At 61.7% G+C, this 22,370-nt stretch carries 29 protein-coding genes, 1 tRNA gene and 1 pseudogene; 18 read left to right on the top strand and 13 right to left on the bottom strand.

What is annotated here, in order from left to right:
- The first annotated feature begins 27 nt into the window (after nucleotides 1–27).
- The gene (locus tag HYG82_RS28400) at nucleotides 28–1,566 is read left to right on the top strand and encodes a glycosyltransferase family 39 protein (protein WP_179260445.1); all 1,539 of its coding nucleotides are present in this window, start codon (nucleotides 28–30) and stop codon (nucleotides 1,564–1,566) included.
- Nucleotides 1,567–1,723: 157 nt separating this feature from the next.
- Here HYG82_RS28400 and HYG82_RS28395 read toward each other — a convergent pair whose 3' ends face one another.
- Entirely contained in the window at nucleotides 1,724–3,082 is a 1,359-nt protein-coding gene (locus HYG82_RS28395; RefSeq protein WP_179260444.1) for a DolP-mannose mannosyltransferase, read from the bottom strand.
- 1 nt (nucleotide 3,083) lies between these two features.
- Nucleotides 3,084–4,175 (bottom strand): NAD-dependent epimerase/dehydratase family protein, encoded by a 1,092-nt coding sequence (locus HYG82_RS28390; protein ID WP_179260443.1) that lies wholly within the window; start codon nucleotides 4,173–4,175, stop codon nucleotides 3,084–3,086.
- A 453-nt stretch (nucleotides 4,176–4,628) separates the two neighbouring features.
- Between HYG82_RS28390 and HYG82_RS28385 the strand changes: the two genes are divergently transcribed.
- The 6 genes from HYG82_RS28385 (at nucleotide 4,629) to HYG82_RS28360 (ending at nucleotide 8,071) form a co-directional block, all read left to right on the top strand.
- The gene (locus tag HYG82_RS28385) at nucleotides 4,629–5,543 is read left to right on the top strand and encodes a decaprenyl-phosphate phosphoribosyltransferase (RefSeq protein WP_179260442.1); all 915 of its coding nucleotides are present in this window, start codon (nucleotides 4,629–4,631) and stop codon (nucleotides 5,541–5,543) included.
- A 28-nt stretch (nucleotides 5,544–5,571) separates the two neighbouring features.
- A complete protein-coding gene (locus tag HYG82_RS28380) occupies nucleotides 5,572–6,258 on the top strand; it encodes a CehA/McbA family metallohydrolase (protein ID WP_179260441.1) in 687 nt (228 codons plus the stop codon).
- Nucleotides 6,255–7,220 carry a lysylphosphatidylglycerol synthase transmembrane domain-containing protein gene (locus HYG82_RS28375; RefSeq protein ID WP_179260440.1) on the top strand — a complete coding sequence of 322 codons (966 nt, stop codon included), beginning with the start codon at nucleotides 6,255–6,257 and terminating at the stop codon, nucleotides 7,218–7,220. Before HYG82_RS28380 ends, HYG82_RS28375 begins: the two co-directional genes overlap by 4 nt.
- A gap of 105 nt (nucleotides 7,221–7,325) precedes the next feature.
- A complete protein-coding gene (locus HYG82_RS28370) occupies nucleotides 7,326–7,484 on the top strand; it encodes a hypothetical protein (protein WP_179260439.1) in 159 nt (52 codons plus the stop codon).
- Nucleotides 7,485–7,670: 186 nt separating this feature from the next.
- Nucleotides 7,671–7,889: a hypothetical protein gene (locus HYG82_RS28365; RefSeq protein WP_179260438.1), complete on the top strand. Its 219-nt coding sequence runs from the start codon at nucleotides 7,671–7,673 to the stop codon at nucleotides 7,887–7,889.
- Nucleotides 7,886–8,071 carry a hypothetical protein gene (locus tag HYG82_RS28360; RefSeq protein WP_179260437.1) on the top strand — a complete coding sequence of 62 codons (186 nt, stop codon included), beginning with the start codon at nucleotides 7,886–7,888 and terminating at the stop codon, nucleotides 8,069–8,071. Before HYG82_RS28365 ends, HYG82_RS28360 begins: the two co-directional genes overlap by 4 nt.
- A 693-nt stretch (nucleotides 8,072–8,764) precedes the next feature.
- On the opposite strand, the gene HYG82_RS28355 is transcribed toward HYG82_RS28360, so the two are convergent.
- The 3 genes and pseudogenes from HYG82_RS28355 to HYG82_RS28345 all read right to left on the bottom strand — a co-directional run bounded on the left by HYG82_RS28355 (nucleotide 8,765) and on the right by HYG82_RS28345 (nucleotide 10,051).
- Nucleotides 8,765–9,055, bottom strand: coding sequence for a hypothetical protein (locus HYG82_RS28355; RefSeq protein ID WP_179260436.1), 291 nt, complete (start codon nucleotides 9,053–9,055; stop codon nucleotides 8,765–8,767).
- 36 nt (nucleotides 9,056–9,091) lie between these two features.
- Nucleotides 9,092–9,574 (bottom strand): hypothetical protein, encoded by a 483-nt coding sequence (locus HYG82_RS28350; RefSeq protein WP_179260435.1) that lies wholly within the window; start codon nucleotides 9,572–9,574, stop codon nucleotides 9,092–9,094.
- 238 nt (nucleotides 9,575–9,812) lie between these two features.
- A pseudogene (locus tag HYG82_RS28345) lies at nucleotides 9,813–10,051 on the bottom strand (DUF7563 family protein).
- 244 nt (nucleotides 10,052–10,295) lie between these two features.
- Here HYG82_RS28345 and HYG82_RS28340 point away from each other — a divergent pair.
- Together HYG82_RS28340 and HYG82_RS28335 are read left to right on the top strand one after the other, a co-directional pair.
- The gene (locus HYG82_RS28340; protein ID WP_179260434.1) at nucleotides 10,296–10,520 is read left to right on the top strand and encodes a ribbon-helix-helix domain-containing protein; all 225 of its coding nucleotides are present in this window, start codon (nucleotides 10,296–10,298) and stop codon (nucleotides 10,518–10,520) included.
- Nucleotides 10,521–10,637: 117 nt separating this feature from the next.
- Entirely contained in the window at nucleotides 10,638–10,895 is a 258-nt protein-coding gene (locus HYG82_RS28335) for a PIN domain-containing protein (protein WP_235217856.1), read from the top strand.
- Nucleotides 10,896–11,065: 170 nt separating this feature from the next.
- Here the strand turns inward: HYG82_RS28335 and HYG82_RS28330 are convergent.
- From HYG82_RS28330 to cmk, 3 genes are all read right to left on the bottom strand, one after another.
- Nucleotides 11,066–11,136 (bottom strand) — tRNA-Pro (locus HYG82_RS28330).
- A gap of 87 nt (nucleotides 11,137–11,223) precedes the next feature.
- The gene (locus HYG82_RS28325) at nucleotides 11,224–12,132 is read right to left on the bottom strand and encodes an RNA-guided pseudouridylation complex pseudouridine synthase subunit Cbf5 (RefSeq protein ID WP_179260433.1); all 909 of its coding nucleotides are present in this window, start codon (nucleotides 12,130–12,132) and stop codon (nucleotides 11,224–11,226) included.
- Nucleotides 12,132–12,707: a (d)CMP kinase gene (cmk, locus tag HYG82_RS28320; protein ID WP_179260432.1), complete on the bottom strand. Its 576-nt coding sequence runs from the start codon at nucleotides 12,705–12,707 to the stop codon at nucleotides 12,132–12,134. Before cmk ends, HYG82_RS28325 begins: the two co-directional genes overlap by 1 nt.
- A 276-nt stretch (nucleotides 12,708–12,983) precedes the next feature.
- On the opposite strand from cmk, the gene HYG82_RS28315 reads away from it, so the two are divergent.
- The 4 genes from HYG82_RS28315 to HYG82_RS28300 all read left to right on the top strand — a co-directional run bounded on the left by HYG82_RS28315 (nucleotide 12,984) and on the right by HYG82_RS28300 (nucleotide 15,086).
- Complete coding sequence (locus HYG82_RS28315) at nucleotides 12,984–13,487, top strand: DUF367 family protein (RefSeq protein WP_179260431.1); 504 nt, start codon at nucleotides 12,984–12,986, stop codon at nucleotides 13,485–13,487.
- A gap of 91 nt (nucleotides 13,488–13,578) precedes the next feature.
- Complete coding sequence (locus HYG82_RS28310; protein WP_179260430.1) at nucleotides 13,579–13,728, top strand: 50S ribosomal protein L40e; 150 nt, start codon at nucleotides 13,579–13,581, stop codon at nucleotides 13,726–13,728.
- Between the two features lie 685 nt (nucleotides 13,729–14,413).
- Nucleotides 14,414–14,809 (top strand): MFS transporter, encoded by a 396-nt coding sequence (locus tag HYG82_RS28305; protein ID WP_179260429.1) that lies wholly within the window; start codon nucleotides 14,414–14,416, stop codon nucleotides 14,807–14,809.
- Nucleotides 14,781–15,086: a hypothetical protein gene (locus tag HYG82_RS28300; RefSeq protein WP_179260428.1), complete on the top strand. Its 306-nt coding sequence runs from the start codon at nucleotides 14,781–14,783 to the stop codon at nucleotides 15,084–15,086. The genes HYG82_RS28305 and HYG82_RS28300 overlap by 29 nt, the downstream gene beginning before the upstream one ends.
- A 16-nt stretch (nucleotides 15,087–15,102) precedes the next feature.
- Here the strand turns inward: HYG82_RS28300 and HYG82_RS28295 are convergent, their stop codons facing one another.
- The 3 genes from HYG82_RS28295 to HYG82_RS28285 form a co-directional block, all read right to left on the bottom strand.
- Complete coding sequence (locus HYG82_RS28295) at nucleotides 15,103–15,450, bottom strand: helix-turn-helix transcriptional regulator (protein ID WP_179260427.1); 348 nt, start codon at nucleotides 15,448–15,450, stop codon at nucleotides 15,103–15,105.
- A 101-nt stretch (nucleotides 15,451–15,551) separates the two neighbouring features.
- On the bottom strand, nucleotides 15,552–16,205 hold the full coding sequence (locus HYG82_RS28290) for a helix-turn-helix domain-containing protein (RefSeq protein WP_179260426.1): 654 nt from the start codon (nucleotides 16,203–16,205) through the stop codon (nucleotides 15,552–15,554).
- 408 nt (nucleotides 16,206–16,613) lie between these two features.
- Nucleotides 16,614–17,225, bottom strand: coding sequence for an MBL fold metallo-hydrolase (locus HYG82_RS28285; protein WP_179260425.1), 612 nt, complete (start codon nucleotides 17,223–17,225; stop codon nucleotides 16,614–16,616).
- A gap of 226 nt (nucleotides 17,226–17,451) precedes the next feature.
- On the opposite strand from HYG82_RS28285, the gene HYG82_RS28280 reads away from it, so the two are divergent.
- From HYG82_RS28280 to HYG82_RS28260, 5 genes are all read left to right on the top strand, one after another.
- On the top strand, nucleotides 17,452–17,643 hold the full coding sequence (locus HYG82_RS28280; protein WP_179264413.1) for a DUF5786 family protein: 192 nt from the start codon (nucleotides 17,452–17,454) through the stop codon (nucleotides 17,641–17,643).
- Nucleotides 17,643–18,209, top strand: a complete 567-nt coding sequence (locus tag HYG82_RS28275) for an endonuclease dU (RefSeq protein WP_179260424.1) — start codon at nucleotides 17,643–17,645, stop codon at nucleotides 18,207–18,209. Before HYG82_RS28280 ends, HYG82_RS28275 begins: the two co-directional genes overlap by 1 nt.
- A gap of 75 nt (nucleotides 18,210–18,284) precedes the next feature.
- Nucleotides 18,285–18,881, top strand: coding sequence for a uracil-DNA glycosylase (locus HYG82_RS28270; protein WP_179260423.1), 597 nt, complete (start codon nucleotides 18,285–18,287; stop codon nucleotides 18,879–18,881).
- A gap of 75 nt (nucleotides 18,882–18,956) precedes the next feature.
- On the top strand, nucleotides 18,957–19,619 hold the full coding sequence (hisH, locus tag HYG82_RS28265) for an imidazole glycerol phosphate synthase subunit HisH (protein ID WP_179260422.1): 663 nt from the start codon (nucleotides 18,957–18,959) through the stop codon (nucleotides 19,617–19,619).
- A gap of 90 nt (nucleotides 19,620–19,709) precedes the next feature.
- Nucleotides 19,710–20,618: an AEC family transporter gene (locus HYG82_RS28260; RefSeq protein WP_179260421.1), complete on the top strand. Its 909-nt coding sequence runs from the start codon at nucleotides 19,710–19,712 to the stop codon at nucleotides 20,616–20,618.
- Between the two features lie 60 nt (nucleotides 20,619–20,678).
- Here the strand turns inward: HYG82_RS28260 and HYG82_RS28255 are convergent, their stop codons facing one another.
- Together HYG82_RS28255 and HYG82_RS28250 are read right to left on the bottom strand one after the other, a co-directional pair.
- Nucleotides 20,679–21,371: a prolipoprotein diacylglyceryl transferase gene (locus HYG82_RS28255; RefSeq protein WP_179260420.1), complete on the bottom strand. Its 693-nt coding sequence runs from the start codon at nucleotides 21,369–21,371 to the stop codon at nucleotides 20,679–20,681.
- A 140-nt stretch (nucleotides 21,372–21,511) separates the two neighbouring features.
- On the bottom strand, nucleotides 21,512–22,294 hold the full coding sequence (locus HYG82_RS28250) for a YihY/virulence factor BrkB family protein (RefSeq protein ID WP_179260419.1): 783 nt from the start codon (nucleotides 22,292–22,294) through the stop codon (nucleotides 21,512–21,514).
- Between the last annotated feature and the right edge of the window lie 76 nt (nucleotides 22,295–22,370).

Genomic DNA, 22,370 nt, shown 5'->3' with positions numbered 1-22,370 from the left:
CATACGCTGAATCGTAGCAAGGGCACTATGCCGCTGCCCTCTCTGACCGAAAGAGCCGGCGAAATAACGGGGGATCTCTCTCTGACGGGTATCCCGATCGAGCTGTATCCGATCGTTCTCTTCGCCGGTGCGCTCCGACTGCTCCGGCTCGAGTCCGAGAGTTACTGGCTCGACGAGGCCTTCTCTGTGACCACCGTACTGTCGAACACACCGTCTGAACTCCTCGTCAGCCTGCCGGGAAACGATCCGCATCCACCGTTCTACTATCTCCTCCTTTCCGGCTGGGCAGCGGTCTTCGGAACGGGTGAACTGGCCACGCGATCGCTGTCAGCCCTGGCCGGTATCGCCACGGTAGTAGTCCTCTACGGGGTCGGTCAACGACTGTTCGATCGGGAAGTCGGGGCGATTGCAGCGTCCCTCCTCGCCGTCTCACCGTTTCACGTCTGGTACTCCCAGGAGGTGCGAATGTACAGTCTGCTCGGACTGCTGACTGTGCTCTCGTTCTACTGGTTCGTGCGGATACAGACGGAGACACGGAGTGACGATACCGGTGTGCGGGCCGAGATCGGGTACGTCCTTGCCACGGTCCTCCTCGGCTATACCCACGTCTTCGGACTGTTCGCGATACTCGCCCAGAACGTGTACGTCTTCTCTCGGTACCTCCTCCGAATCGTCCCCCGGTCGCGACTGACGGTACGCCGCTGGATCGCCCTCGAGGGGATCACTGCTCTCCTACTCGCCCCGTGGTTGGTGCGGTTATTCCGCCGCACGGTGGCGGCTCACGGCGGTGAGACGAGCAACGTCGGGTGGATTCCGCTCCCGACGGCCGCGACCGTCAGGGAGACCTTCGCCGCGTATCTCGGCGGTCCCCTGTTCAGTGAATCGTTCCCACTGGCCATCTCGCTCGTCGTCACCGGATTCCTGATACTCTCGCTCTCGAGCGACCGGTGGACGGAAACCGACCGTCGACACGCTTCGCTGAACGCCACGTACATTGTCGTCCTCTGGTTCGCAGTGCCGATACTCGTTCCGATCGCGCTCTCGCACGTCGTCACACCGATCTTCGTCGATCGCTACTCGATCGGGGCGTCGCTGGCGTTTTTTCTCCTGATCGCGAAAGGAATTCGGACCGTCTCACGCCCGTCGCTTCGGTACGTCGTGACCGGACTGTTACTCGTCGGTCTCGCGTTACCGCTTCCAGCGTACTATCAAAACGATCAGAAAGAACAGTGGCGAGAGGCCGCCGCTACCGTCGAATCGAACGTCGATGCCGACGATGTCGTCCTCGTGAGCAAACCGTTCACCGAGCGGACGTTCGACTATTACTTCGATCGATCGGGCGTCCCCACAGTTCAGATCGCGCCCGACGCACCGCCGGACGAAATACGAGCGTCGGTCGACGGACACGACGACGTCTGGATCGTCCTTTCCTACACCAGTTCGTCGACCGACCGACGGATTCTCCAGGCGGTAGCGAACCGCTCCGAATATCGAGACCCTGCCGCGGTGAACCGGTACAACGGAATTACCGTGGTTCGGTTCGAAGGGACGTCGAACGACGGATAAAATCGCCGTCGGCATCGGCACCATCGACGCACCCCGAGCCGACCGCCATCGTAACTCTCCGCTCCTCACCCCGGCCCTCGCACGGGGCGTCCGCCGGCGACGTTCCGTCCCCTCCTTTCGCGTGGCTCGCGAGTTCGACTCGCCCGACCTCGCGAACCTAACCGCGATCGGTTCGACTCGGCCATCCGTCACAGCGCTGCGCGTCCAACCGGTCGTCGGTCATCGCGATCCACCGCACTTCGTTCCAGCTCAACCGATAGTGACAGGTTTCGGGCGTCATCTGCTCCCAGTAGATGGTCTGCATCGACGGGACGTTCCCGTCGTCCGGCGTTATCGGCAGGGTCCCCCCTTCCGGCTCTGCCTCCTGTTGCAGCGTGCGTAGCGTCGACTTCGGGGTCGGCGAGCCGACGTGCCAGACCGGTCCCGAGAGAACGACCAGTACGATAACAGCGGCGGCGGCGACGGTCGTCCATCGACGGCGGCCGGTCGGGGACACATCGTCACTGCGGCGAACCGTCGTCACCGATTGCCCGACGGTTGCGCGTTCCACTGCGACGGCGACGCCGAGCGCGACGAAGGCGAGCCAGAGAAGCGCGTCGGTCGAGCCGTCCAGGTCGACGACCAACACCTGCAGGCCCAGTATCACGCCGCCCGCCGGCACCCACCACCGCGTCCGGACGTCACGGACAGCGGCGTGCATCCAGCCGTAGAACGCGACCGGGAGGAGCAGCGATCCGTAGCCGAACACCAGCAGTATCGTGTAGCCGCGCTCTGCCAGTGTGTACGGCGAACCAGCGGACAGCGGTGCGATCACCGCCTGAACGACCATCGGAACGAGCGCGCCCGCAATGGCGAATACGAGGGCGACCGCCCCGGTAACGACGACGCCGCCCGCGATCGCCCGAAGCGCGTCCTCCCAACCGCTGCGCTGGTACGCCATCCCGACGATCAGCGGGGCGAACGCGACCCCCGACTGCCACGAACCGGCGCTCAGTGCCGCGGCGGCCCCGGCGAGGAACGGTCGGTCACGAAGGGCCATAGCGAGCGCGAGCACACCGAAAAACAGCGAATAGAACTGCGCTCGAATGCCCTCCGGCGAGAGCAAGAAGAGCTCCGGGACGACGAGCATCGTCAGACCCGCGGCCACCGCGGCCGTGTCGTCTCCGGTCACGAGATACGCAACCCACCCGACGAGCAGGACGCTCGAGCCGGCGACGAGCGTGGTAAGCGTCGAGCCGAGGCCGTGTAGAACGAGCATGTTCCCGCCCGAGAGGAGGGAGAGAACGGCCGCGATACCGAACGGGACAGGCGGGTTAACGTCCCAGACGTCGACGTACGGAACGCCGCCTTCGAGGACGTACCAGCCCGTGTGCTGGAAGAACGCCGGATCGGTCGCGATCGCCGGCCATTCGACGAGCAAATACCCGGCGAATCCGACGGCGAACGGGACGGCGACGCACGGTCCGAGAACGGCGAGCCAGTCGAAGCCCGTCTCGATGCGCGATCGGGCGGCCATCTCAGATCCGTTGCGAGACCTTTTTCGCGACTGTCAGCGCGCCCTGATCCCACGCGACGCGGTGGTCGAGCCCGGTCTCGTCGTCCGCCCCGTCGGCCCCGTCGTTCTCGAGGTACCACTCGTACGTCTCCACGAGCGCCTCGCGGTTGGAGTACGCTGGCTCCCAACCGAGCCGTTTCAGCTTCTCGACGGAGACGTAGGAGTCTTCGTGGGCGGTCTCGTACACCCACGGATACAGCGGGGAGAGGTTCAGTTCGTCCAGTACGCGGAGGACCGCGACCGTGAGAAAGGCGGGCGTTCCGATAGTTCGTTTGCCCGTCCCCGCGTAGTCGATGGGTGCCTGGAAGTCCTCTTTCATCGTGGCGAACTCGTCGGTGCCGACGTTGAACGTGTCGTTCACCGCTTCCGCGTCGCCGGTGAGCATCAGTTCGATGGCAGTGACGAGGTCGTGGACGTGCAGCAGCTGGTAGCGGTTGTTCCCCCAGCCGACGAGCGGGACGTTCGCGCCGTCTTCGATCCAGTCGAACAGCACCTGAAACACGCCGAGTCGTTGCGGGCCAATGAACGTCTTCGGTCGAAGAATGGGGACGCACATCCCCATGCGGCGGAAGTCCTGACAGACCTTCTCGGCCTGGATCTTGGCCTCGCCGTAGGGGCCGACGCCGTCCAGGGGCGACTCCTCAGTAATGGGGTGTTCGTCGTGGGTCCCGTACACCGCGGTCGAAGAGATGTAACAGACCCGCCCAACGTCGCGTTCTTTCGCCGCCCAGAGTACGTTTCGCGTCCCGTCGATGGTCGTCTCGCGGATGCGGTCGGCGTTCCACAGCGGGAGTGCGGCCGCCGCGTGCACCACCGCGGTCGCGCCGTTCTCCTCGAGCGCATCGGCCACGGACTCTTCGCTTCGGACGTCCCCCTCGACGTAGTCGATTCCATCCGTGTCGTCGGCCTCGTCGAAGGACTTGCGGTCGAACGCGGTAACATCCCACCCCCGGTCCCGGAAGTGCTGGCACGTATGCAGGCCGAGGAATCCGGTGCCCCCCGTGACGAGAACCGAGCCGCTCGAGTTGTTGCTGTCGCTCTCACGATCATTCATCGTGGTACCAGGCCGGACGTCGATACGGCACTACAATAGTATATCGTCGTTTCACAGCCGTTTGCCGAATCATACCCTCGGGGACCTCGATTCGAAGAACGACGGTGCGAAAGGGCGGGAGACGCGTTCGACGAGGGGCCGTCTTCCCCCGTGTCGTCCGGACCGACGAACCAGCGATCCACATCGGTAACAGTATGTTACGGTCTTCTGTCCCCGACGGTCCATCGCGGATCGGTCACACGGCTCCTGCGGGAGGTGTACGGCGAACTTTCGAAGCGGCGGTACCACGCCTCGTTTCTCGATTTCACTTCCGAAACAGATCATTAGGGTCACCGATCTCGGTCCAGATCTGCGATCTCAGTAGCCAATCGACGATTAGCGGCGGCGGAGCGTCGTCCGGGCGCTGAGAGCAAGCCGGTTCTTTTTGACGCTCAGCGTGGGAGAGTGGCGAAGATGTCCCGCGCCTTCGCCGACGGGAGCCCGGTCGTCGGGACCGTCTCCGGTCTGCTGAAGGAGATGCGTCCGTGGCAGTGGTACAAGCAGAGCGTTCTGCTGCTGGCGCTCGTCTTCTCGAGGAGTCTGTTCGACCCGGTCGCCGTCACGAACGTGACCCTCGGGATCGCCGCCTTCTGTGTCATCGCGGGCGCGACGTACATCAGTAACGACATCCTCGACGTCGAGGAAGACCGCAACCACCCGCGGAAGAAACACCGCCCCATCGCCAGTAGACAGGTACCGATCTCCGTGGCAGTGCCGTTCGCGTTCCTGCTCTTTGCCGGCGGACTCGCCGTCTCCTGGTATCTCGGGTCGCTGTTCCTTCTCGTCGTCTGTACGTATCTCGTCCAGAACGCGCTCTACTCTCTGTTTCTGAAGGACGTCGTCATCGTCGACGTGATGGTCATCGCGGTTGGATTCGTCCTCCGGGCCGTCGCGGGGGTCGTCGCTATCGACGTTTACCTGAGCCCCTGGCTCGTCGTCTGTACGTTCCTCGGGGCCCTGATGCTCGCCCTCGGTAAGCGCCGCCACGAAATGACCGTCAGCGATGATCCGGCCGCGTCGCGCGCTACCCTCGCCGAGTACACCGAGGAGACGCTCGACCAGCTACTCGTCGTCGTTCTCGCGGCGCTGATCGTCTCCTATTGCCTCTACACGTTCTTCCGCGGCGGGCAGTGGATGTTGATCACGCTCCCGTTCGCCTGTTTCGCGGCCTTCCGCTATCACTTCCTCGCTCACACGCGGAACGTGGGCGGCGACCCAACGTTTCTCTTCGGCGACCGCCCGTTCCTCGCCAATCTCGCCGTCTGGGGACTTCTCGTCATTGCAGTCCTTTACGGGGTTCCGCCCCGCATTCTCGAGGTGGTCGCGTGATCATCTCGTCCGACATCCTCCCGAGACCATGACACGACGATACGATCTCCAGGTACACACGGACGCCTCGCCCTGCTCGAGCACGCCGCCCGAGCACGTGGCCGCTGCCGCGACCGCCGCTGGGCTCGACGGTATCGCCGTTACCGACCACGACACGCTCGCCAACGTCGACGCCGTCCGGGACGCCGTTCCGGACGGGTTCGACGTGATCTCCGGGGTCGAAGTGACGACGACCGAAGGTCACCTTCTGGCGCTCGACGTCGCGGAAGCGCCGCCACAAACCGACCCGCTGACGGTGGTCGACCACGTCCACGACCAGGGAGGCGTCGCCATCCTCTCGCATCCGTTCGACGCGCTGCGACAGTATTTCGAGACGGACCTCGAGGCCCTCGCTGATGCCGTCGACGGGGTCGAAGCGATTAACTCCCGCTGCATTCGCCGCCGGTTCAACGGGCGAGCGACGGCGTTTGCTGCCGCGTACGACCTGGCGGCGACTGGCGGGAGTGACGCCCACTTTCCGATGGAAATCGGTCGCGCGTACACCGGCGTCGAGAGCGATGGCTCGCTCGTGGACGCCGTCCGCGAGGGGCGTGTCCGTCCGAGCGGTCGTGGGCGATACCTGTCGGGACACGCCGCGACGAAACTCCACCAATTCCGTACCGCCACCAGTCACGCCGTCGCGAACCTCACGTCAGGTGGGATCCTGCGGAGATGAGCGACCACGGTGAGGCCGTCGTCGATCGCGGCCGGACGGTCGTCCGCGACCATGGCATCTGGCTGACGGCGCTGCTCTCGGTCGCCGCCTTCCTCGGCCTCGCCATCTACGCGAACGTCGGTGACGTGATGGACGCTCTCGCCGCCCTGAACTGGAGAACGTTCGCGACCGTCATCGGCCTGTCGACGGTCGGGTACGGCTTCCGGTTCGCCAAGTGGCACTATTACCTCCGGCACCTCGAGGTTAGCGTTCCGCTCGATGCGAGCGCGATCACCTTCTTCAGCGGCCTGATGATGGTAGTCACGCCGGGGAAAGCCGGCGAGGTCTGGAAGGCGTGGTTCCTCCGAGAGGCGCGCGGCGTTCCTGCGAGCAAGACCACCTCCGTCGTCGGCGCAGAACGTGTCACGGATCTCGTCGCGCTGAGCGCGATGGCCGCGCTCGGACTCCTTGTATACAGCCGGTCGTCGCTCCCCGTCACCGTCGTCGTCGCTACCATCGTGGTCGGAATCGGGCTCCTCCAGTGGCGACGAGCCTGTCTCGAGATCCTCGGTCGTCTCGAGGTATTTCCGATCGTCGGCGACTACGCGACCGAGCTGGAACGGTTCTACGAGAGCGCGTACCGCCTGTTCCAGTTGCGGCCGTTGATAGTCTCGACGCTACTCAGCCTCGCAGCGTGGGGGCTCGAAGGCATCGCACTCTGGCTGGTCCTCGACGGGTTCGGCCTGGAGACCACTGTCGTGATCGGCCTGTTCGTCTTCGGTCTCGGGTCGGTCATCGGCGCGATATCGATGCTCCCCGGCGGGCTCGCGGCCGCGGAAGCGTCGATGGTCGCCGTGTTGCTCACGTTCGGCTACCCCGAAGCCGTCGCAGCCGCAGCCACGATCGTGATCCGCGTGGGGACGCTGTGGTACGCCGCGGCGCTCGGCACGACAGTGTTTCTCACATACAAGGCGACTCGCTGAGCCCTTTCACCACCGATCAACTCGAGGCACAGGTCGTGATCCAACGCGGGATAGCTGGCAGACCGATCAACCCACCGTTGCACGATAACCATCTCACAGGTCCAGATGAGTAACCGGGTACGTCGCGTTGGGTCTCCAACGCAGGCGAGTCCTGCGGATGACGCCCCAGTCGCGCTCGAGCGCGGGGACGCGATCAGGGCGCTCCGGTCTCACGAGCGTGCGCTCCATTCCGGCGAAGAGGGCCGCCGTGCAGACATGGCCTGACGGATGAGGCAGTCGCCTGTGAGGTCGGACCAGCGCTGGACGTCCAACCGTCGCCCGTAGAGTTGTTTAGTAAGCTATAAGTAACCAATGATAATTACCCAAATTCGAGGCGCAGGATGGCCGATATGAATGAAAGCGGCCGGGTGGTGGAGCACCCGACCTGCGTCCTCTCCGCAATTGAGGACAATGTATACTCACACACCAACCTACGAAAGAATTTCGGACGCACAGGCCGGGAAACCGTCTCGAGAGTCGCTGCTTTCCGGTTTTTCCAGATCCCTCCAGTCCGACGAGCGGCCATCGCTCTTTCCCGACGGCTCGTCGTCGCTCGAGATGTTCGCCTCCGCACCGGTCGGGACGACAGATCCCGCCAGTGCCCGTCGCAAGGCGGGTGAGTTCGCATGACCGACGGCCACCAGTTCACGCGCGTTCGGCTCGAGGAGGTCCTCGCCGAGGTCGAGACGCTCGATGATCAGCTTCCCGAGCCGATATCGTTGCGAGCGTCGGTCGAAAATATTGAAACCACGATCGAACTGCTCGAGCGGGTCGATTCCACCTGCAAAGTACCGCAGGAGCAGAGTCGTTGACGAGCGCAATTATTCTGTTCGTTACGGTCTCGAGAATCCGATCGTGCTGACGGCCCACCATTCTGGGCGAATTCATCGTCGACGGATTGCTCGAGTCCATCGGTTTCGTGGTCGTCTCTCGAAGAAGTGGCCCGAGGTCCCAAATCCGAAAGTCGAAATATGGTGACTCGGCTCCGCTGTGAGGGCCTTCCAACGGTTTCGAAGAGCGATAGCTTCGATGGATTAGTGAAACTCACCCTGCTCGAGCCACCAGTCTCAACTGGGCTTAGTTGGGTCATCACTCGGCGCGACATCGCCAGGATGGCTTTTCAGAACTTCGAGAGCGACAGGTTTGATTCTCGAGTTTAGCAGCCCCCTTTCTTAGGGACTGAACAGGGCGCAGTTTGGACACCAAACAGAACCATTAGACCGGGTGATCTTCCGTCCATTACATTCCGCACAACGCCCATCCGCATAGTGGGCCATAGGATATCGGGATCAGAGGCCGACACCTATGTGCCTTCTGGAGCGGATATCGCCGTTCTCAAAACACTCTCACTCTATATTACATTGAGTCACACGCACCGACTCGGTGACTGCGATGGACTGAAGCGACGATATCGCAGGAACTGACGTCGACGAAATTGAACGAATACCAGCATACCATCAGTCAACCGGCGTACTGTACGTACAAGAATCGCACGTGTAGTCCGTTCATCCGTTCCGTGTCCGCTCCGGTAGCGTGTCGTCATGGCAAACGACGAATCGTCGATCCATCCACTGCTGTGGCGTGTCGGCACGATCATCGAGAAGGTGAGCAAGAAGCGGGTGGTCGTCACCGATTGCGTCTCCGGCGAGAAGCTCGTCGACGTCGATCCACGGCCGCTCGAGGGTGTCAATAAGGCGGTTACATCCAGTCAGTCTCTCTCCCAGGACTGTCTTTTTGGCTCCGTTCATGTGGACAGAGAGGAGCACCGTAGCAGTCAGACGGGAGACACCGCGCACAGGGAATCACCCAGGGAGGGCTATAAATCGGCGTTTCTACGTGATTGGCGTCGCATCCAGCTCGATCCGACCGGTTTCCTTCACGATCACGTCGACGGCGACCGAGGTGGCCTCGTCGCCCTGGACCACATCACCCAGATCGACGGATGGCCACTCGCTGTGGTCGAGGCTTTTACTCGGCTTCATCTCTCTGGCGTGGACGGTCCAGACCCCTGCCGTTGATGGCCAGTTCGCATTGATGATGTACTCCTCGTCGGGATTTAGACTGTGCTCGGACCACTGGACGACCTCGCCGTCCAGTTCGACGAAGAGGGAAATCCCAGTCTGGCGAGTGCGGATGGTTTCCTCCTCCGGTGGGACATCATCTCCGGCGTATCGATTCCGGAGCACGATGCTCTTGAGGGTGGTCTCCGGAGTGGACTGTGAGTCAGAGTCTGAGTCTGAATCGAGGGTGGAACAGCCACCGAGCAAGGCAATCGAACCGGCGAGGAACGTCCGTCTGTTGAAGGGTTTCGTCATGGTGGGGGTGGTGTGGCAGCGTCAGGTCGGCCGTGAGTGTTCTGAATCTGCTCTCGGTCCCTGCGGTATGGGCCTTGTGTTCGGACTCTCCCTGGACGCTCCGTCGCGCTCTTGATTCACGCTGACTCACCTCGGTTCTCGAGAGTTCGTCGAACGTCCTCGTCGGTTGCCTGATGGGCGGTGGGCTATGAGCGTTCGACTCTCGACGTCGTACAGCCGGTTCGCGGGAACGAACCCACTACGCATCGGCCTCCCCTCTGTGACGGCCCGGCGACGTCTCTGGGTCGGGAACTGCAACATCGACACCAGCGGCGGAAGCCCGGCTCAATCGAGCATACATATCCAGTCACCACACCGATGGGTTCGGTCGTCACTGTCACCGAAGACACGGCGGAACTGGTCGGTGATGCGAGCTCCACAGTGGCGATACGTCGAGGTGTCGACCGACGGCCACGGTGCGACCATCACACCGACCACCTCCGGACAGTCTATCGACTATGTGGTAATATACCGAAACCTGGACTTGGATTTTCGGCTGTCTCGAGGGGCTGAGCTGCCAGGAGTTGAACACCTAGATAATTTCGAGTGAGACCGCCGAATTCAACGACTCGCGCTATTCGAAGAGCAACCCGTTTTCGTATTCCGCTCCCACTGTTGCAGCACTGACGGTGAGTGCGACAGCTCCGAAAACCATATACGAGCTCTATACATATGTATACATATGAGCACGGACAGAAAATCGATTCCGGTCTCGATTCCGGAAGGGTTGGTTGAGGAACTCGACAAACTCGTCGAGGAAGGAACGTTCGGGTCGCGGTCCGAGGCCCTCCGGTACGGCGCCCGATTGGTTGCACGGGAAGCCACTCAGAAACGCCTCCACGAGCAGACGGCGACCTCAGCTGAGCGGGACATCGAAGAGCGACTGGAGCGAAAACGTGTACGTTGATACCGACGTCGTTCTCGCCGTTCTCAAGGTCGACGATTGGCTCAGTTCTGAAGTTGAGTTCGATGCCGTTGACAACCAAAAACCTCCGTCGCGACCTGTATCGAGGTACAGTATGCAATGCAGGACGATTGGGATCGAGAACGACGGACAACAGTTCACGAACAACTCGACGAGGCAGGAGTCGCGCTCGTTCCACTGCGTCACGAACACCTCGCTGCCGGGTCGACGTTGCAACGGGCGTACGACCGCCTGAACCTTTTCGATGCCGTCCACCTCGGCGTCGCAACGGTACTCGACGAACCGATACTCTCCACGGACACGCTGTATCCGACGATCCGGGAAGTCACTCACATCGATCCGCGAGATCTCGAATAACGTCAGTCTCTGTCGAGAGAACGTCGACCGATTTTCGATCGCAGGCTGGGGACGACCGTCGGCAGACCTTTCGCTGCTCCGACTACTCTTCGGAACGCGAGTGAGAAGCATGCAGCGGCCGAAATATCGCTTTGCGGTGGTCTCCGCTCCCTGTTTTGCGTCGCAAAAAGTGGGACCGCCGAGAATTGAACTCGGGTCCTACGGACCCCATCCGCAGAGGATACCACTACCCCACGGTCCCGCAACCGAACCGATGGTCGTCTGCTGTTTAACAGTGTCGTTTCGCGGTCGGGGTGGTACTGAGCCACCCCACTGTGACCGTGCCGGTTCAAACCAGCACGCGCTCGAGTTCCACGACGGTCCCGCGCTCGGCGTTCGGATCGCCGACCAGTTCGCCGAGGCACACGGCCGCCTCGTTCGGCGTATAGCAGGCCACCAGCGACCCCCGGTCCAGTCCGTCATCGGCTTCGAGGACGCCCGGCGCGTAGACGGGTGCCCCTTCGGCCACTTCGCGAGCCGCGCTGTCGGCGATTACGACGCTCGGTATCCCCTCGAGGATCCGTTCGGCGGGATCGACGACGTCGTACAGTACGTCGGGGTCATCGTCTTCGCGCCAGAACGCCAGCGCGTCGAGAAAGTCGAACGGGCTGTAGAGCGTGCGGTCGTCGAACGGGTCCGTCGCGGTCCGGCGCAGATGGCCCATGTGACCGCCGGTACCGAGTGCCAGTCCCAGGTCGTGACACAGTTTGCGGACGTAGGTTCCACTCTCGCATCGTATGCGCAAGAGGAGCCGACGCTCGTCGGTCTCGAGCACCTCGAGATCGTATACTTCCCTCACGCGGAGGCGACGGGAGACCGCGCTCTTGCGCGGCGGTTTCTGGTAGATCGGTCCCTCGAACTCGGAGACGATGGCTGCTGCGTCACCGGGGACCGGAGCGTGACACTCGAGGACGGCGATGTATTCCTTGCTTCCCTCCAGAAAAACCGGCGCGAGCCGAGTCGCGTCGCCGAGCATCACCGGGAGGCAGCCGGTCACTTTGGGATCGAGCGTCCCCGCGTGAGCCGCTCGGTCGATCGTCGTGCCGGTGTCGCGCTCCGCGAGCGTCTCGTCGACGGCGTCTCGCAACCAGCCGCTGACCTGGTGCGAGGAGGGACCCGGCGGTTTGTCGAGGTTGACGACGCCGAAGGTGAGCAATTCGGCTGGCGACCGGTCTGCCGGGGGGCCACGGAGAACCATTAGAAGTCCGACTCGAGGTCGACGAGCACTTTTCCTTCGTCGCCGTCGGCGTCGTAGCGCTCGACGGCGGTAACGAGCATGTCGAGGACGGCATCCGGTTCCCAGCGAGCCGTGTTCACCGAGAGGTCGTAGATGGTCAGATCTCGAATGTCGATCCCGTAGTAGTCCTGATACCGCTGGGCCTCGCTGGCCTCGCGGGCTTTCGTCTCTTCGGTCGCCCGATCGGGATCTTTGTCCTCGCGGTCGGCGATTCGCTCGCCGCGAACCCGGGCCGGCGCATCCAACCAGAACCGAAAATCGGCCTCGTCGCCTGCCAGCCAGCCGGCGAGACGGGACTCGAGTACAAGATCGTCCTCCTCGACGGCGATTTCCCGCAATCGCCTGTCGAGGTCACGATCGATCTCGTCGTTTTCCTCGGCGAGTTTGTTGAATTCGAGCGGGGTGTAGCCTCGTTCGTCGGCCAGATCCCGGAAGATGTCGCCGCCGCTGACGTGAGCGAGACCGAATGCGTCCGCGAGTAGCTCCGCGGTCGTACTCTTCCCGCTTCCCGGCGGGCCAGAGACTGTGAGCAACATATCTTATGTGGGGACGGTAGTACTAAAGAGGCTTTTCGTCTCCTCGCTTCGGCCGTTTTGCCGATCACCGCGGCTCGAGATCTCCTCAGAATCTAATCTGGATCGGCGACCAAGAGCGGCCAGCAGCCCGAGCTATCGCTCTCCGGAAGTCGCCGCGTACCGGACACTGCATCCACGCTCTTTCGAGAAGTGTCGGGCCTGAATGGGCACAATCGTTGTCGGTACTATCGAGCACGGGTCGATTTCCTTTTGTCTCGGCTCCTCGTCGTCGCACGTGTGGAGTGTCACGTCTATTACGAGGGTGACGACGATCCCGACAAATGCACGGCGCGTCGTCTCGAGAAGTTCGACAAGGCGACCCTCTACCGATCGATGGGGCAGGTGCCGTACGGGGTCGTTCTCAATCCCCACGCGGAGCGGGCGCTCTCGCCGGCTGACGCCGAAGAGGGTCTGGGAACGCTGGTCGCCCTCGACTGCTCGTGGGAGTCCGCCGAGGCGGCATCGTTTTCGATGCGCGGCGTCCACCGAGCGCTTCCCTTTCTCGTCGCCGCGAACCCGATCAACTACGGCCGGCCGTTCCGACTGACCACCGCCGAGGCACTGGCCGGTGCAGCCTGTATTTTCGACGAGTGGGAACTGGCCGCTGACGTACTCGAGCCGTTTCGCTGGGGCGATACCTTCTTGACGCTCAACGAGGAACCGCTCCGTCGCTACAGCGAGTGTACGGACTCGGGCGAAGTCGTCGCGGTTCAGGAGGACTATCTCGCCGACGAGGAGTGACGGCTTCGCCCGATTCGAGGTCTGGAATCCGAGCACCGCCGAACGGGGCGGTAATCACAGCCGTTAAATGCGCCACGGAAAAAGGGAGGGTATGGCCAGTTTCGACGCCGCTGAGAAACGGACGCTCGAGAAGATGATCTGTATGCGCTGTAACGCTCGCAACCCCCCGCGGTCGGACCGCTGTCGTAAATGCGGGTACGAGAAGCTTCGGCCCAAAGCGAAAGAACCTCGCGCAGCATAACGCCCGATCACTTCTGGCGTGCGTTCGAACGCACAGACGCTTCGCTCGGTCGTTTCTCCCGAATACTTCCCAGTACGACGCTCCGGCCTTGTCGAAACCCTTGCTGAGATACGTGACGATTGAATGAACTCGGTCACGATGGAAGGCCTCCCAAGTCACGACTTCTCCGGTTCGTTGAACGGGCTCTGATCCTGGCTCGCCGTGGTGGGGCACGGTTTGCGTGTTCGGATACCGTAGAAATACTTACCGACGAAAGCAAGAACGATTCCTCCGAGTCATTGGGGCAGAACCGTGATCCCACCAACGGATAGGAGTACCGGGGACGTGACACTCCCAGCAGTGTCGGTCTGTAAACGCAAATTCCAAAATCAGCCGGCTCTGGCGGGAAGCCTCGTCGTCGGGCTATGCCCGACTGCCTGCGGAATCTTCGATCCCGCTCCGTTTCCGGCGAGGAGGATGTCACATCTCAGACTCGGTTGTTCATATATCTCCCGCTCGAATGGTACTACATCTCACACGAGGAGTGCGACTGTCCGAGATTCTGAGAGGAACGGGCTGCTGAATAGAGAGCTTGGAGTCAGCATGGGATTGTAAGTGATCTCGAGCCCACGTTGCACATTGCTTCCTGTGACAAAGTTTCGATATGTATCGATTTATGTTTTGGCGTTCTGTACTGCCGACGTCGATGATCTCGGATCCCCGCCGCGCCCTGGCGAACAGAATCTACTACGGGTGGATCATCGCGTGCTTTCTCGCGTCCGTCGCCGTCTTTGGAACCTCCTACGCGTTCGGGGTCTTCTATGATGCGATCGAGGCGTTCGGCGCCTCCCGGTCGCTTCTGGCGCTCGTGTTCGGCCTACAGACCGCCGTCCTCTACGTCGCAGCCGTCGGCTCCGGACGCCACGTCGAGCGATGGGGACAGCGGAAGATGACGGCGGTCTCCTCGCTGCTAGTAACTGCCGGGATCGTCTGGACGGCGCTCTCGCGATCGTACCTCGAGTTGCTCTTTGTGTTCGGCGTCGTTGCCGCCCTGGGCATGTCGGGGCTGTACATTGTCGGCTACGCGACGTTATCCGCATGATTCGAGCGACGCCGCGGCGCCGCAACGGGCCGCGTCCGCCGGGCTGGGTGTCGGCCTCGTCGTCACCCTGGGCGCCGACGTCCTCATCTCGGCGTTCGGAATGCGGACGGCGATGCTCGTTGTCGCGGGCGCCAACGCCTACCTCGGGACCGTCGGGACAGTACTGTTCGCCGACAAACCCGAGGTGGTTGGTGCCGACATCGGCGTCGAGTTCGAGGTACCCTGCGAAATGATCGCACGATACTCATCCGATATCAATATCGATGGGTGGAGGTGAAGAATCAGAGACAGAGCTATCTGAATACGAGGCTGTCGTTTCTGTTTCCATCCACCCGTCCGAGTAACTCCTCGATTCTATCGAATTCTGGCCCTTTACTAACCTGATCGTACTCTTGCTCCCACTCGATGTACCCCGCCTTTTCGAGCTTCGGAAGATGAAGATGATACATTTCAATTTGAGCCGATTCTAAGTCTCTACTGCTCTCCACGCTATTGGTGACGGAAGCGATTACGCCCTCCTGCGGGTTCTCTTCACGTAGTGACTGTAAAAGTTGGAAGCGCCGTGCGTGAGAGAGAGCCTCTAAGGCCGTATCAACTGTGTCACGGTGGTTCTTGCCAAATTCGGGCGGTCTGTCACTCATATTCCACACTAGTTCATGGTGTCGGTTGGGGTTTCGGCCCGCCGTGTCAGGCTTTTAAATCGCTACAAGAGAAGTCAGCGACCAACGTTGCCGGAGAGTGACTAAGCCTCGACAGTAGTCGTCATGAGATGGGAAGTGATGAGATTTTCCGTCCCTCTATGGAGGAGTTCTGAGACGGATTGATGAGAGATGTCGAGTTCGTCTGCGAGTTCTCTCGTAGAGATATCACGAGGCACCGTATAGTATCCGAGTTCAGCGGCGGTTACAAGGTCGTTTCTTTGAGCGGGTGTCACCTTACCCTCTGTCTGCCGTGGGGCACCCGGTTCGTAGAGGTTCAGCAGTTTAAAGGTATGGCCTCGTTTTTGCAATATCGTCCGAAATTCGTCGAACTGATCACGGCTAACGAAGCGTATCTCCAACTCCCATCTGTCGTCGGTTGCATCTGCCCGTAGGATTGATCCCTCTTTATCGATGTAAGAGGAGAGCCGTTCGTACGTCTCCTCGTTCCAATTGATATGATAATATTTCACGTCACCATATTCGTCGCTCCCAATGGTTTCATCCACAGAAGGATCGTTTTCGAGAGCGTTATCGACGGCCTTGAAGTCATCTGCAGCGATCCAGAGGCACGGCATCGTCCATTGGGTGCTGTGCGCGGCGATACGTTCGGCTTCGACCGTCATCTCCGGGACCGCATCAAACGCCTGTTCGAGTGCCACCGCATCGAGATCGAGTTGGAAGGTGGCGATTAGCATGGTAGTGCTAGGTGCTCTGGTGATATAACGAAGGCGCTGGTAAATCTGATACTTTTTTCATTTCGATAGGAAATGAGAAATTAGTATCTGTGGCGTTTTATTGCCCGCCTGTACTGAGCAACGCCTTTGCAGGCCCAGCCAAATGGCGCAGAACAGTCGCGCTGTGTATTCAGCATGGCTGCTGAAACCTATCACTGGACGAGAATTTCGACGGGATATCCCCCGAATTTCGATGGCTGAGGCTGTCAGCAAACTCGTTCAGCGCGTCTTCGGGGCATCGAGAGCGGTCGTATCCAGTATCTCGGCCACGATTACGGCAGTTGCGGGTAAACCTGCCAACCGACAGTACCGCTCCGGACGTCGAGGCACGGTGGCAGGTCGCGCGTTTTGCGTCCGCTTTCGCTCGCGTTACTCGTCGGGATATTTGGGCTCTCGCCTCTCTGCACGCTCGAGTGCCGTCTCGACTACGTCCCGAACGTCGCCGTGGAAAACCCCGCCGTGACCGGCATACATGTGCTCGACTCCGTCGGGCAGTCGCTCTAACAGGTCCTGTATGCTCTCGATGAGTCGCTCGCGAGACTGGCCGGTCATGTCGGTGCGGCCGAAGCTACCGTAGTCGAACGCCCCGTCGTCGTGGACTACGACGTCGCCGGAAAACAGCGACGAGTCAGAGACGAACGAAACGTGGTCCTCGGCGTGGCCTGGCGTGAAGACTACGTCGAATTCTTCGTCCCCGATCCGGACTGCGTCGCCGTCGGTTAGTTCGTGCGTTCGCGCAGAATGGTCGGCGTACGCGTACACGTCCGGGTCGAAGGCGTCGACCACGGCCTCGAGTTGGGCGACGTGATCCCCGTGTTGGTGGGTCAGGACGACCGCCTCGAGATCGTCTGTCTGGGCGCGAATTTCGTCGACGACGCCGTCCATCGCACCGGCGTCGACCAGTGTCGTCCGGTCGCCGATAGCGAGGTACGCGTTACAGGTAAACGTCGTTGCATCCTCGGTGACGTGATAGACTTCCATATCCAAACGCTCGATGGCCGATGTGAAAAACGGTGTCATCCATATCGTCCGTCGTTCGTCCGTCAAAAACGGTAGGCGTTGCTCCGCCCAATATTTATCGGATATATTATAATCATAGAGAACACTGATGGAGGTGGACTACCATCAGAAAATATCATCTCATGTAGGTAAATACGACGCTGGTAACCATGGAACTTTTCAACCGGAATACCGTAGTGAACACCGTATGGGATTCGGGAGCTACGACGAATCCGAGCAGCAAGAAGTGGATGCTGATTTTGACGACGATGATGCAGTGAAGTCGGGAGAGAACAAGCATAAGGGAACAATCGAGTTCGAAAACGGGGCGTCCAGCGACGAATTACTCGACCGGCTCAAGGAGATCAAAGACGACGAGGAAAACAACGGCGAGCCCTGATGAAACCCGGGGTCCGGGCACTTGGCATCGCCGAGTCGTACCGTACTGACCGGAATCGGAGTACGCTCGCCGGTGCCATCGTTCGGGCCGACCGCGTCTGTGACGGACTGGCCTACAGCGCTTGTTCTGTCGGCGGTACGGACGCGACTGACGCCGTTATCGAACTGATCGACGAACTGAACCGGCCGGACGTCAGGTACGTCCTGCTCGGTGCTATCGCCCCCGCCTGGTTCAATGTACTCGATCCGTCGCGCATTCACGAGGCTGTCGACCGACCGGTACTGGCCGTCACGTTCGAGGGCAGCGCCGGACTCGAGTCCAGTCTTCGTGACGCGTTTTCGGGCCCGGAACTCACGGCGCGTCTCGCTATCTATCGGTCGCTTCCCGGCCGACGACGCCTGTCGGTGAACGACGAAACGGTGTACGTCAGAGCCGTCGGTCTCGAGCCCGCCGAGGCGAACGAGATCGTCAGGGCGTTCACGCCCGAGGGCGGCCGTCCGGAGCCGATTCGCGTCGCTCGATTGGCGGCTCGAGCCGCCGACGTGTACGCTGGGTCGGACAGCTGATCCGGGCGGGAGCCGGCAGACGGCCCGACAGTGGCGAGCCGAAAGAGGTAGGAGGCGGCCGCCTGAGCCACCAGTATGGGCGACATGGAGGATCTCTGCGTAACGGAGTGTACGCGCTGTCCGGCGCTCGTCGATTCCCGAAGCCGGATCGTCAACGGCACCGGACCCGAGGACGCTGACCTGTTGTTCGTCGGCGAGGGACCGGGGGCCACTGAAGACGAGCAGGGCGAACCGTTCGTCGGCCGGAGCGGGTCCGTCCTCGACGACGGTCTCAGGGCGGTCGGACTCGCGCGCGCCGACGTTCGCATCACGAACTGCGTTCGCTGTCGACCGCCGGAGAACCGCGATCCGTCGGCAGACGAACTCGAGAACTGTCGGGGGTACCTCGAGCGGGAGATCGACCTGGTCGACCCCGAGGTGATCGTCACGCTGGGAAAGGTGCCGAGCGAACACGTGATTGGACGCTCGGTGGCGGTGACGAAAGAAGCGGGTGACCTCGAAGAGGTCCGAATCGACGGGACGCCGCGACGAGTGTTGCTCTGTGTCCACCCGGCGGCAACGCTGTACGACAGGAGTCAGCGTGAGACCTTCGAGAACGCGATCACGCGTGCAGCGGATCTTGCGGCTGTCGACGGCAGCGGGGGCGGTCAGACGCGGCTCGACGGCTTTTGACGTGACGAACCGAAGGCGGGGCTGGCCGATTGCACGAAGGGAAATGCACTTCAACGCGTTTGTCCGAGTAACGGTATGAGCAGTGTCTCAGCGACGCAGGAACAAACACTGGCCTCCGTCGTCGTCGTCGATTACGGACTGGGGAACCTCCGAAGCGTCACTCGCGGCCTCGAGCGCGCGGGCGCGGACGTCGAGATCACCGACGATCCAGCCGCTTTCGCCGCGGCCGACGGTGTCGTCCTTCCGGGGGTCGGTGCGTTCCGCGAGGGCGTCGAAAACGCCGATCCGATCCGCGAAGACCTTCTCGAGGTAGCCGACCGCGGCCAGCCGTTGTTCGGCATCTGTCTCGGGATGCAGATGCTGCTGACCGCGAGCGAGGAAGGGGAAACTGATGGCGAATCGGCCGTCGAAGGGCTGGATCTCATATCCGGAACCAACGTCCGGTTCGCGGAAGGACAGAAGGTCCCGCACATGGGCTGGAACGAACTCGACGTCCAGCGCGATCACCCGCTCGTGGACGGGGTAGACGGAAACTACGCCTACTTCGTTCACTCGTATTATGCGGTGCCGGAGGACGCCAGTGCGACGGTCGCAACGACGGACTACGAACTCGAGTTCCCGTCGATCGTCGCAAACGAGGCGGGCAACGTCTTCGGCACGCAGTTTCACCCCGAAAAGAGCGGGGAAACGGGGCTGCAAATCCTGCGGAACTTCGTCGAAATCTGCGCCGACGGATAAACCGACTGCACCCGTCTCGAGCGACGAGTGCGGACTTTCTCACAGATCGAGATCGAACGGTACAAATCGGCGAGTCATCTGAGTGGGGTCATGGACGTCGTCGGCCGGCTGCTGGCGTTGCTCGTGGTGTTGCTGCTCGGTTCCGGGTTTCGGTCTTCCGGCATCCTCAACGGCAGCCGGACCCAACGCCTGAACGCCGTCGCATACTACGTCGCGTTGCCGGCGCTGATTTTCGTCTCGACGTTCGAGCAGTCTATCGGGGCATTGCTCTCGCCTGCGTTGCTCGTCGGCCTCCTGGTCGTCCTGTTTGCGACCGCTTGCCTCGCGTGGCTCGTTCATCGAAATCGCGACTCGAGGGCGCGTCGAAGCGTCGCGATCGTCCAATCGTATCACTCGAATCTCGGGTATCTCGGATTGCCGCTCGTGGCCGCGACGTTTGGCCCGTCGGTAACGGCGATGGCGAGCGTCGTACTTGGGATCACGACGCTGACCCAGCTACCGATGACGATTCTCGTTCTCTCGACGCTCAACGGTACGGACGTTTCGATCGGACGCGAACTCCGCGGACTCGTCACGAACCCGGTACTGGCGACGCTGGTCGTCGGGCTTACCGTCGGCTCGATCGGTCTGGCTATTCCGTCGCCGCTTACAACCGGTCTCGAGGCCGTCGGCTCGCTTGCACTGCCCGTCGCACTGCTCTGTGTCGGGGCGTCTCTGGAGGTCGATCTGCCCTCGGTCGACGTGGGTGCGACAGTTACCGTCGTCGGGCTGAAAATCGGCTGGATGCCCGCTTTCGCCTGGCTCGTCTTCTCCGTTCTCCCCGTCGAACCTGCGGCGTTTACTGCCGCCGTGGTGATGCTCGGGACGCCGACGGCCGTGTCTACGTACGTTTTCGCGAGCGAACTGGGCGGCGACAGTGAGTTCGCATCGCTGAACGTCTTCATCACGACGCTGTCTTCCGTCGCGACGCTGTTCGTCCTGATAACGCTGGTCGGTTGACCGATCGCAGGCTGCAAGCGGCGGGCAAAGAGACGTGAGGAATCAGCCCCGTGGCTCCCGTTATCGAGAAAAGAACTGCTTGAGACGCCCGATCAATCCGTACTCGTCGTCCGCTGTCCGCTCACTCTCCTCACTGCTCGAATCGGGGTCGACCGATCCAGCGAGCGGGCCAGCATCGGCGGACAAATCGTCCGCGGTACCGGATATGCCCGCCTCCGATCGGGTCCTGTCGAGGTCGTCCATCGAGAGGTCGACGTCGTCGATTTCGGGAGACGACTCGCGACCCTCGCCTGCTTCGGCCGCCCGGACGTCCGCGCCGGTGACGGTTCCATCTTCGATGCGGGCAGCCAGATCCTCGACCGAGCCCGTGAAATCCTCGGACCGCTCGTCGGGAACCGGCGATGCGCCGGCTGCTGACGTCTCCATCGACGCCGATCCGCTCTCGGTCGCGCCGTCGGTAGCCGCTGCTCGAGCGCTTCCGTCACCGTCGAACTCTGATTCGGGCGCGTCGGAGTCGCCGTCCCCGTCCGGCTCGACCGCAACGGCGTCGGTTGGTTCGGTAGTCGCAGAGGATGCGTCGGGTACGTCCATCGAGGTCGACTCCGTCGCCTCGAGTGAGTCGAGAATGTCGTCGACGTTCTGCTCGGAGACGACGCGCTGGGGACCGCCGCCGGGCTCGAGGCTGGCGCTCGTATCGGTCTCATCTGCGCCGGCCTCGTCGGTCGCGGAGGATGATGATCGCTCGTCGCTCATGGTGGAGGTCTGTCGGTGCGGGAGGCATAACCTTTCCCCTGGACGTTCAGTGTATAAATTCGACCCATGATCGGAAGCCTCGCCGGTGAGTGTGTCTCGTCGGCGTAACTGGGGTGTTCTCTCACAGTCGACGGACAGAGCTATTCCGCGAGCGTCGGATGGGATCGGACGACGTTGAGGACGGCCCCGATGAGGATGATGATCCCGGCGAAGTAGAGCCAGGTAACGAACAAGAGAACGGCACCGACGGCGCCGTAGGCTTTGTACTGGGCGGCGTTTGCTGCGTACACCTGAAAGCCGACCTGCAGGACTGTCCAGCCGACGGCGGCGAAAATCGCACCAGGGACGATTTCGCTCAGTTCGACCGGGACGGGTGGCAAGACGTAGTATACGGGGAGGAACACGAGAACGAGCCCGACCAACAGGACGAGCCAGCTCAGGACACCGACGAACGGGAGGGCACTGGCGACGGTCGTGAGCAACGCGCCGATCCCGATCATCAACGCGAGTGCGCCCGCACCGGCGACGATTACGGTAAGTCCGTCGCGAATCTGGTCGACTAGTGAGTTTTCGGCCACCTCGCCGTAAACCATGTCGAACGCCAGGCTCAACCCACGAAAGACTTTGAGCGCGCCCCAGGCGGCGACGAGGAGCGCGACTACGGTCGCTTCTGTACGCCCCGTTTCCGTGGTCAGCGCCTCCGTGACCAGCTGTTCGCCCGCCGCTGGAAGATAGTCGCCAGCGACCGTAATCAGCCGCTGAGCAGCCTGTTCGCCGCCGATCAGCGACCCGACGACGAGTGCGAGCAAGATCAGTGGAATAAGCGAAACGAACGCGTAGTACGCGAACCCGGCCGCAAGAAAGGTCAGATCGCGGTCCCGGGCCGTCCGGTAGACTGCGGTGACCGTCCCTGAACTGGTCATAGAGATGCTACGGCTCCCGGGACCAATAACCTGTTAGCTGTTCGCAGTTACTGCGTACGTTTCGTTTCGATCGATT

The organism is Natrinema halophilum (genome assembly GCF_013402815.2).
Classification (GTDB): domain Archaea; phylum Halobacteriota; class Halobacteria; order Halobacteriales; family Natrialbaceae; genus Natrinema; species Natrinema halophilum.
The sequence above is the reverse complement of the archived record's forward strand: the minus strand, read 5'-3'. Positions and strand labels throughout refer to the sequence as shown.